Below are 9,213 nucleotides of genomic sequence, written 5' to 3'. Positions count from 1 at the left end.
GTGCAGCGGACGGCGGTATTTGTCGTGATCGTAGCCCCGATCGCCCTGAACGATGCGGGGCTTCGAAAGCGGCCGGCCGCGCTTGCCGGCAATGGGTGGGATCGCATCAACCAGCGCGTGAAGCTGGTTGACATCGTGACGGTTGGCGCCGGTGAGGATTACCGCGAGCGGGATGCCCTGCGCTTCGGTAACGAGGTGATGCTTTGAACCAGCTCGCGCGCGATCGGTGGGATTCGGTCCCGTTTTTGACCTGCGCCCACCGCGCGGATCGAGGAGGAGTCGACGACGACACGGGACCAGTCAATCCGGTCGGACTCGCGTAGCTTCGCGAGCAGCACTTCGTGTAGCCGGTCCCAGACGCCGGCAGCCTGCGAGTCTCGTAGACGGCGCCAGCAACTCATGCCTCTGCCGCAGCCCATCTCGCGTGGCAGCAGGTCCCAGCGCAGGCCCGTCTGCAAGATGAACAGGATGCCGGTAAGCATGGCCCGGTCATCCAGTGGTTTGCGTCCGGGATCCCGTGAGCGGCGAGGTTTGGGTGGGGGCAGCAAGGGTTCAATGAGTGCCCACAACGCATCATCGAGTAGTTTGGCCATGGCCTCCTCGTCACCGAAACAATGACGAGGTTAACAGCAATCGTTGGAAGTTAACAGATCAAAGCAATCATTTTGTTAAGGCTTCTTAGTGCTACGGAGAGCCACACGGCATATCGCAATCTCACGAACGGCTGCAAAGCATTTCGGGACGCATTGCGCAATTCGGAGCGCGGACGGACAAGTGCAAGAATTTATATGGCCTGCGACGCGGTAACGCACACAAGCACTGCGTAAAACATCAGTTGATTGCGATCAACGCTATCGGCCACGAATTCGGACACACTGCAGAAGGTTAATGGCTAAAGGTAATGACAATGATAAAGCAACTCCGTAATGTGGCTGCTGCACTACTCCTTATGCCACCATTTGGACCGCACGCAGCTAACGCCGCCGACAGTGCAGTCGTCGGAAACTACGCAGGTGATTGGTTGGTACGCCTCCGCGCGATAAGCATTGAACCGCAAGTTCGCAGCACTGACACGCTTTCCGCGCTCGATGTCGGCGTAAGCAACGCGCTGGTGCCAGAGGTCGATTTCACTTATATGGTACGGGACAGCATCGGCGTGGAGTTGATTCTTGGTACCTCACGTCATCACCTGACGTCGAATCTCGGCGACCTTGGTGGCGTTAACGTGCTGCCACCGACATTGTTATTGCAATATCATTTTAATCATGCGGGACGCGTTCGACCGTACGTTGGTGCCGGACTCAACTACACGCTCTTCTATAACAACGGATTGCACGCGGGAGGTGTACCCGTCTCTATAAAGAATCACAGCTTTGGTCCTGCGCTGCAGGTCGGGATTGACGTGCAGGCATCAAAGAGTCTATTCGTTAACGCCGACATCAAGAAGATATGGATGAAGACTGACGCATCGCTTAGCGGCTCGACAATTGGCGCCTTGCATGTCGATCCGCTGGTCATTGGTATTGGCGTCGGGGTGAAGTTCTAGACGTTGCGAATCTCAAGCGACAGACGGTTCAGTGAACGGCTGGCTTCGCTCCTAGTACAGTGGTTAACTTGGGAGAAGATGGGCATGACAGACAGGAAAGCTTTTAAGGAGTGGTTAATCCCCATCGGTGGTTGGCTGTTCGTTTCCCTTGCTGGGTGCAGCCCCAAGTTTCTCGTCCTGAGTCCCAAGGGTAGCGTAGGCACGGCGGAGAGATCACTCCTCGCCTCGGCCACATGGGCCATGCTGCTGATCGTAGTGCCCGTTATTATCCTCACGCTTACCTTCGCGTGGCGCTACCGCGCGTCGAACCGCAGCGCACGCTACGTCCCGACCTGGGTTCACTCAACGGCGATTGAAGTGGTGGTCTGGGCCATACCCGCTGCCATCATTCTGTTCCTCGCCATCCTTACGTGGCGTACCACGCATGAGCTCGACCCTTATAAACCCCTGGAATCAGAGGTGAAGCCCATCAACGTCGAAGTCGTCGCGGTCGACTGGAAATGGCTCTTTATCTATCCTGACCTCGGCATCGCTACACTGAACGAATTGGCGGTGCCTGTGAGCACGCCGGTCAATTTTCGCATCACGTCGGACTCGGTGATGAACTCATTCTTCATCCCGCAACTTGGCACTCAAGTCTACGCGATGGCCGGCATGCAAACCCGGTTACACCTGATCGCCGACGAAGCGGGCGACTTCACGGGCTTCTCGTCGAATTACAGCGGCAAAGGCTTCTCCGACATGAAGTTCCGTACGGTGGCTACGAGCCAGCAGGGCTTCGATGCGTGGGTGGAGACGGTAAAAGCTTCATCGACCCAGCTTACGATGGATCGGTACGCAACGGTCACGCAGCCGCAGGCAAACGCGCCCGTGCAGTACTTTTCGAAGGTCGACCGGAGGCTTTTCGACAAAATCGTCGGCAAATACAACAACGGCAACGTCGCGGATTTCACTGTCTCATCGTGCGTAACCAAAGGGTAAACAGCCATGTTCGGAAAACTCACATTAGACGCGATGCCGTTCGATCAGCCCATCATCATGGGGGCGTCGGTGTTCATGGCGCTTGTTGTCCTCGGCGTGTTCTGGCTGGTCACCTTACAAGGTAAGTGGAAGTACCTCTGGGTCGAGTGGCTCACGAGCGTGGACCACAAGCGCATCGGCGTCATGTACATGATCGTGGCCGTGCTCATGTTGGTGCGCGGCTTTGCCGACGCCGTAATGATGCGCCTTCAACAGGCCGTCGCGTTCAATTCGCCAGGCTATCTGCCGCCGGATCACTTCGACCAGATCTTCACGGCGCATGGCGTCATCATGATCTTCTTCATGGCGATGGCGCTCATGGTAGGCTTCTTCAATCTCGTCGTGCCATTGCAGATCGGCGCGCGCGACGTGGCGTTTCCGTTCCTGAACTCGCTTTCATTCTGGTTGACCGCAGTCAGCGCGGTGTTGATCAATCTGTCCCTCGTAGCTGGCGAATTCGCGAAGGTCGGCTGGCTCGCGTATCCGCCGCTTTCCGAGCTGAAATTTAGTCCTGGCGTTGGAGTGGACTACTATATATGGGCGATCCAGCTCTCGGGTGTCGGCACCTTGATGTCGGGCGTGAACTTCTTTGTCACAATCATCAAGATGCGCGCGCCGGGGATGTCGCTCATGAAGATGCCCGTGTTCACATGGACGGCGCTCTGCTCGAATGTCCTCATCATGGCGACGTTTCCCATTCTCACGGTCGCGGTAGCGCTGCTCGGCCTCGATCGTTATATTGGCACGCACTTCTTCACGAACGAACTTGGTGGCAACGCCATGCTGTACTTGAACCTGATTTGGGCGTGGGGCCACCCCGAAGTGTATATTCTGGTGCTGCCCGCTTTCGGCATCTATTCGGAAGTGATGGCTACCTTCTGCAAGAAGCCGCTATTCGGTTACAGGACGATGGTCTACGCATCGTGCGCGATCATGCTACTTTCGTTTCTTGTTTGGGCGCACCACTTCTTTACCATGGGCTCAGGCGCCGACGTCAACGCATTTTTCGGCATCGCCACAATGATTATCGCGATTCCAACCGGCGTCAAGATCTTCAATTGGCTATTCACGATGTATCGCGGGCGCGTTCAATTCGCCGCGCCCGTGTTCTGGACTATCGGTTTCGTGGTGACGTTCTCTATCGGTGGCATGACCGGCGTGATGATGGCGATCCCGGGCGCGGACTTTGTGCTGCACAATTCGCTTTTCTTGGTCGCTCATTTTCATAACGCCATCATTGGCGGTGTGGTGTTTGGCTATTTAGCTGGCCTGCAGTACTGGTTTCCGAAGGTGTTCGGTGTCAAGCCCGATGACAAGCTCGGGAAGGCGTCGTTCTGGTGCTGGTTCGTCGGCTTTTATGTGGCCTTCGTACCTGTTTATGTGCTCGGCTTCATGGGCGCGACGCGCCGCACAAATCACTATGATGTGGCTGAATGGCAACCATACTTCATCGTTGCGGCGCTCGGCGCAGCGATCATCGCGGTGGGGATCCTGTTACAGGTTCTGCTGTGGGTGATGGCATTCGTGAACCGCAACGAGGCCGAGTGCAAGGATATGACAGGCGATCCATGGGATGGGCGCACGCTCGAATGGGCAACTTCGTCACCGCCGGCGGTCTACAACTTCGCTCTCATTCCGCAAGTGGAGGACATTGACGCCTTCGCGTACATGAAAGAAGCGGGCCGCGGCCTTGGGCTGGCGTCAAAGTACGTGAACATCCATATGCCATCCAATACGTCGGCGGGTTTTTTCACAGGGATGTGCAGCTTGGTGCTGGGTTTCGCGGCCGTATGGCACATCGCGTGGCTCGCTTTGCTAGGTTTCATCGGGATCGTCCTCACGATCATCATAAAGAGCTTCGACAAGAACGACGGATATTACATTCCCGCGGCGATGGTCCGTGAGATCGAAGAACGGCGGTTTGGCACCAGAGTCCCGATGGACATTAACGGTCCAGTCGCCGAGGAGGCTTACTGATGTTACAGAAAACCGTTGGCGTAGATTTTTCAGAAGTCGATTATCAAGATCATCCACAATCGCACTCGGTGTTCGGCTTCTGGGTGTATCTGATGACCGACTGTATGCTGTTCGCGGCGCTCTTTGCTACGTTCAGCGTGCTGAGGCACCAGTTCGCCGGTGGCCCTACGGGTCACGATCTCTTCGATCTATCGGGCGTGGCGCTGGGAACCTCTGTGCTGTTGCTTTCTAGCATCACCTATGGTTTCGCGATGTTGGGTGTGCCGCGGGCAAGGAGCGGTGTCGTGCTCGGTTGGCTCGTGATCACATTCATTCTTGGCGCGTCGTTCCTCGCGCTCGAACTTTGCGAGTTCTCGCAGCTGATCGCGGAAGGCGCGGGTCCGCAGCGCAGCGCGTTTCTCTCAGCCTTCTTTACGCTCGTCACTGCGCACGGAATTCACGTTTTCTTCGGCCTGCTGTGGATGCTCGTACTGATGATCCAAGTGCTGCGGGTGCCTCAGCTTGGTGAGCAGGAGGTCCGGCGGCTAACGTGCCTGAGCCTATTCTGGCACTTCCTCGACGTAGTATGGATCTTCGTGTTTTCTTTCGTCTATCTGGGGAGCATGCTCTAATGGATTATGCACAGACTCACGCGGGGTTGCATGGCAGCCTCACTAGGTACCTCGCGGGCTTCTTTTTGTCGGTATTACTTACGGCCGGCGCATTCGGTGTCGGGCTGTACGATGCCATCGATGCAACTACGGCCATGATCGCGATCGCCGTACTCGGCTTTTTGCAAGTCGTTGTGCACCTTGTGTGCTTCCTACATCTGACCCTCTCGCCTGGGCAGGGATGGAACGTGCTTTCACTCTGCTACACCATACTAGCCGCTGCGTTCCTGATCCTCGGCACGGTCTGGGTGATGCGGAATGTCGAGATGCTGATGATGTCGCGTTAGTCAGTTGCCTGCGGGCTTTGCTTTCCGGCGCCGGACATGCACTAGCCCCGCACCCACTTCCATGCGACCTGGCTGCCCGCGAAACGCCGATTCTGCTCCACGCAACAGAATCGCATCAGGAATATGTTCCTCTGCCATGCGATCCGTACACCTATTCGCCTATTTGGTTGATCGCTTGCAGTTTCGCCTAGGGGCGAATCTGGATGTGTGATTCGCTCAGTGCAAGAACAAGCTAGAGCATCAGGGGTGCTGGTACGCCAAGGAGAAACTTATCGACCCGTTCACGGCCCGATGCTAGGGGCGGTGCTCCGGAAGCAACCCGTATACGGTGCGCGCCATCACATGCTTGGCTTGCGTATCATTGCCGGCCCCACTGCCGTCGTCCCGCCGCCTGTTCGCTGCGCGTACTGGCCTAGAAGGTTGGTCAACAGCGGCTGCATTTAGGCCTGGCTCCGAGGATCTTCGGTGCGGTGTAGCGGGTCGACCGTTCTCGTCGTCCGCCATCACCAAGTAGATGAGTACGAGGAGGAATGTCACGAAAAAGCAAAAAAGCGGTTTGGAGGCCGTTCCATTGCTTGACATCCACATACCAAACCATTCGCCACCGATCATCATGAAAATCACTTGCCACGTGAGGAAACCCAGCGTAAGTCCCGAAATGGCCCACCCTCTGGCCGATAGGAACGTTGCATCGCCATCATGGCGTGCACGCATCAACTTTAGCCCGCCCAACCAGCGCAGGGCAGCCGTCCGTATCTGCATCGCAATCATGGTCATATAGCCTGCATGATGGACCTGCGTCCGGCGGATTGACCGATAGAGGGTTCCGTTTTCCGGAAAAGTCGTATCCATTAAAAACACATGACGTACGAAAGCGAAGTTGTGGCGTAATCGGTAATGTTGTCGATGGCCACGACCGAGGTAAGCAGGGCCATTGCGAGTACCATTGCGGCTTTGGAAAGGCGGACTGAGTTAGACTTTCCTATTGTTCTGATTGCACTGCCTCGCGTTAAGGGCGGTTCGGCAACCCAGAAAATTGCTCACGTCAGTCTTCTCATTACAGCGCTCACACAAAGATGGCGGGGCGACAGAAGGAGCGCGCACGGATTCATCTCCGGCCCCAAGGGTTCTTATTTCTGGCATTCGCAGTAGTGAGGCGAACAATAGTCCCAGCGCCCCAAAACGACATTCAGTCAGTAATTCGATTTCGTGGAGAGTTGGCGGACGGACGTGCTTTCATGTCCCTGCTAGAGTCTCTTTAGTTCGTCGACTAGTTCATCGACTGTGCGTCGATAAGTTAATGGTGACTTTTCTTTCATGCGTTTGATCGCCTCTACAATTTGCTGGACGGTTGAGGGACTATTATTTTTGAGCTCTTGAATTCCGTCTCTCATGGAGACGAAGCTTTCGTAGTCATCGCGACTGGCAGGGGAAAGAGCGCTTCTTTTATGAGGATCAGTGGAATAGAATTCATCGGCCATGGGTGTCAAGACAGCAAGTATTTCTCCGAGCTGATGGCCGTATGAGTATCGCCTTATAATAGCTCGTTCCTTTTCAGGATCTCTCGCGCCCGTAATGTTCAGATTGAATAGTCCGATTTGACCCACCGCTTCGCCCCATGCAGTTATCCACTGTGAAACGTCACCGGAAAACGGCAATTGGTTCTGAGTCAAAAGTCTGCGGCCCCATTCGGTCCAATCGGACGCAATCTCGGCTGGCGAGATTGGACGCGGTGGTTCTGTTTTCAGTTCCTTGTTCATTTCCAACTCCTTTCGCGACTTCCATGAAACAGTGCCCATGTATGCAATCAGCTCAATCGCTTCCCTGTGTGGCATCGTTCAACTCTACAAAGTTATTTAACTGCCGGCTACCAAAGGCGTCAAGTACAAACACCAGTTGGTGTTCAATCTCGAAGGCCGGTGAGCTTGGATGCCGTCCACGGATGTCTAACCGTCATTACCGCTCAACTGATCACTGCGACACTGCGGCGAACGACATCGCTTCGGCGTTATTTGATTCGCATCAACACCCACGGCGCGCATAGTCGCCCGGAGATGGGGGCCCGAGTGCAGTGTAGTTCCATTGGAGATATGCTTGCGCTAAGACAATCAGCTCACGCAACCTTCGATATGAGTCGCTGCCCGTGATGTTGGACAGAATTTATCAGCACTGGGCTAAAAAATATCGTTCCCTTTAATGTCCTTATAAAGGTGATACCCGGAACCAGTCACCGAAATTGAGCGGCTACTGAGACTTGCATCCGCGCGGTCAGCCACGGACTCTGTCGAAAGAACGGGTGAGTTCGTGCCGATGGTGAACGCGCTACATGACTTCGCGTTCGCCGTTCCGGCGGCAACTATGTCGCGGGGTGTAGCATGTCGACGCAAACGTGCAATCAATGATACGCGATGGGCCATATTCGGGAAGTTTTCGCCAGAATGATTGTGGGCCGTCGATATGAAAAGAAATCAAATCAGTCGTCGGGTTGAGCAGCGGCACCTTTCGCTGGAATTCGAGCCGAGGCAGTGGATCTGAAGCGAAGGTGCCTTGGGCACCGCGGCTTCGACCGGATTCCCCCTTGCGCTCTAACTCCTTGAGTCTGAGCGACATCAACGGCATTGTCATGTTGGCCGCTGTAGGCTGGGCTGTGTCCCCCAAAAAGTAGTTATCTTTACAAGCTAACTGTTTCGACCGTGCAAAAAGAATTCCCATGCCCTGTCGCGAGGCGTTTTTTGAGTGTGACGCGATGATGTGCGGGGTTCGTCTGACGCTTGGGAAGGGCGAAGTACTGTTGGATCGGATCGGTCGATTCGGTCCTTTTGGTAGCGATTTGGCTCTAAATGGATTTCTCGCAAAAAAGGCAATTGGGCGTTATAGAAACATTCTTAGATATTGCCGATTGATCTGCGGTAGTTTTACGCTGCTTCAATGTATTTTCACTATCGGCCTGGCGTCCATCGCAAGGTGGCAATGGCCATTTTGTTACATCTAAGACGGGCGGATGTCGGGAGCGCGACAAAGCGACGGCGGAAATCGTTGGGAACGGGGACTGGGCGTCTCTTTCTCATGACGTGCAAATTGCTCGAATGTGGCGCGGCACCTCGCCATAAGGAAATCTGCTATGCATCACAAAATGCGACCGACCTCGGACGCTTGATGCCAGTGTTCGTCGAAGCGATACCGCGGATCCGCGGCAAACGGAGGCGGCTGCTGTCCAAGCCGCGCATTGCCCGCCAATCGCAATTGCTTTCTTACTCACTGCTCGTCTCCGTTTTCGCAACACCAATTAACCATGTCGCGTGTCCGCGGTGACGTATCGTGGAAACTGGTCAATTGCTGCACTGCCGGAACTTTTGAATGTTGCTGAGCATATCCGCGGCACATTTGATTGAAGACAACGAGCGGCTAGGGAGTCGGCGAGACACTCGCAAGCATGAAGTGCGTTTGGCACGCCTGCTTGCGAGTAGGTACACCTCACCCATGCAGGGCGGCAGTCGCTCAACTGCACGCCGCAACGATCTATCCAATTGGACATGCACAGATGGGCCAAGTTACTCGTTATATGCTGCTGACCGGCGCCAGCCGCGGTATCGGTCATGCCACAGTTAAGGCATTGCTGATCAAGTCCACCGCATAGCTACTCGGAGCGTTATAGAGCGGAGTGGATAAGGAAGGCAGAACAGGATGAAGCAGCAGACGCTGGCGATGGCAGCTGACGAAGGTGCGGGTTTCG

The 9,213-nt window shown here is 55.2% G+C and carries 7 protein-coding genes and 1 pseudogene; 5 read left to right on the top strand and 3 right to left on the bottom strand.

The features are described 5' to 3' along the window. Positions 1-593, bottom strand: a pseudogene (locus AB3X94_RS40535) (IS5 family transposase); the annotation flags it as partial. Between the two features lie 314 nt (positions 594-907). Here AB3X94_RS40535 and AB3X94_RS40530 point away from each other — a divergent pair. The 5 genes from AB3X94_RS40530 to cyoD all read left to right on the top strand — a co-directional run bounded on the left by AB3X94_RS40530 (position 908) and on the right by cyoD (position 5,480). Then, the gene (locus tag AB3X94_RS40530; RefSeq protein WP_368594227.1) at positions 908-1,546 is read left to right on the top strand and encodes an OmpW family protein; all 639 of its coding nucleotides are present in this window, start codon (positions 908-910) and stop codon (positions 1,544-1,546) included. An 84-nt stretch (positions 1,547-1,630) separates the two neighbouring features. Next, on the top strand, positions 1,631-2,527 hold the full coding sequence (gene cyoA / locus AB3X94_RS40525; protein WP_368614393.1) for a ubiquinol oxidase subunit II: 897 nt from the start codon (positions 1,631-1,633) through the stop codon (positions 2,525-2,527). 6 nt (positions 2,528-2,533) lie between these two features. Next, a complete protein-coding gene (gene cyoB / locus AB3X94_RS40520; protein WP_368594225.1) occupies positions 2,534-4,543 on the top strand; it encodes a cytochrome o ubiquinol oxidase subunit I in 2,010 nt (669 codons plus the stop codon). Further along, positions 4,543-5,154 (top strand): cytochrome o ubiquinol oxidase subunit III, encoded by a 612-nt coding sequence (gene cyoC / locus AB3X94_RS40515; RefSeq protein ID WP_176112416.1) that lies wholly within the window; start codon positions 4,543-4,545, stop codon positions 5,152-5,154. Before cyoB ends, cyoC begins: the two co-directional genes overlap by 1 nt. Further along, positions 5,154-5,480: a cytochrome o ubiquinol oxidase subunit IV gene (gene cyoD / locus AB3X94_RS40510; protein WP_176112415.1), complete on the top strand. Its 327-nt coding sequence runs from the start codon at positions 5,154-5,156 to the stop codon at positions 5,478-5,480. Before cyoC ends, cyoD begins: the two co-directional genes overlap by 1 nt. Before the next feature lie 294 nt (positions 5,481-5,774). On the opposite strand, the gene AB3X94_RS40505 is transcribed toward cyoD, so the two are convergent. Beyond that, entirely contained in the window at positions 5,775-6,332 is a 558-nt protein-coding gene (locus AB3X94_RS40505) for a DUF2165 family protein (protein ID WP_368594223.1), read from the bottom strand. A 395-nt stretch (positions 6,333-6,727) separates the two neighbouring features. Beyond that, on the bottom strand, positions 6,728-7,240 hold the full coding sequence (locus AB3X94_RS40500; RefSeq protein ID WP_176112408.1) for a hypothetical protein: 513 nt from the start codon (positions 7,238-7,240) through the stop codon (positions 6,728-6,730). Positions 7,241-9,213 lie beyond the last annotated feature (1,973 nt).

It is taken from the genome of Paraburkholderia sp. BR10923, from assembly GCF_040948765.1.
Classification (GTDB): domain Bacteria; phylum Pseudomonadota; class Gammaproteobacteria; order Burkholderiales; family Burkholderiaceae; genus Paraburkholderia; species Paraburkholderia youngii.
The sequence above is the reverse complement of the archived record's forward strand: the minus strand, read 5'-3'. Positions and strand labels throughout refer to the sequence as shown.

Coding starts and splice junctions, on each gene's coding strand:
- AB3X94_RS40530 (WP_368594227.1), top strand. CDS start 908: ATGATAAAGCAACTCCGTAATGTGGCTGCTGCACTACTCCTTATGCCA.
- cyoA (WP_368614393.1), top strand. CDS start 1,631: ATGACAGACAGGAAAGCTTTTAAGGAGTGGTTAATCCCCATCGGTGGT.
- cyoB (WP_368594225.1), top strand. CDS start 2,534: ATGTTCGGAAAACTCACATTAGACGCGATGCCGTTCGATCAGCCCATC.
- cyoC (WP_176112416.1), top strand. CDS start 4,543: ATGTTACAGAAAACCGTTGGCGTAGATTTTTCAGAAGTCGATTATCAA.
- cyoD (WP_176112415.1), top strand. CDS start 5,154: ATGGATTATGCACAGACTCACGCGGGGTTGCATGGCAGCCTCACTAGG.
- AB3X94_RS40505 (WP_368594223.1), bottom strand. CDS start 6,332: ATGGATACGACTTTTCCGGAAAACGGAACCCTCTATCGGTCAATCCGC.
- AB3X94_RS40500 (WP_176112408.1), bottom strand. CDS start 7,240: ATGAACAAGGAACTGAAAACAGAACCACCGCGTCCAATCTCGCCAGCC.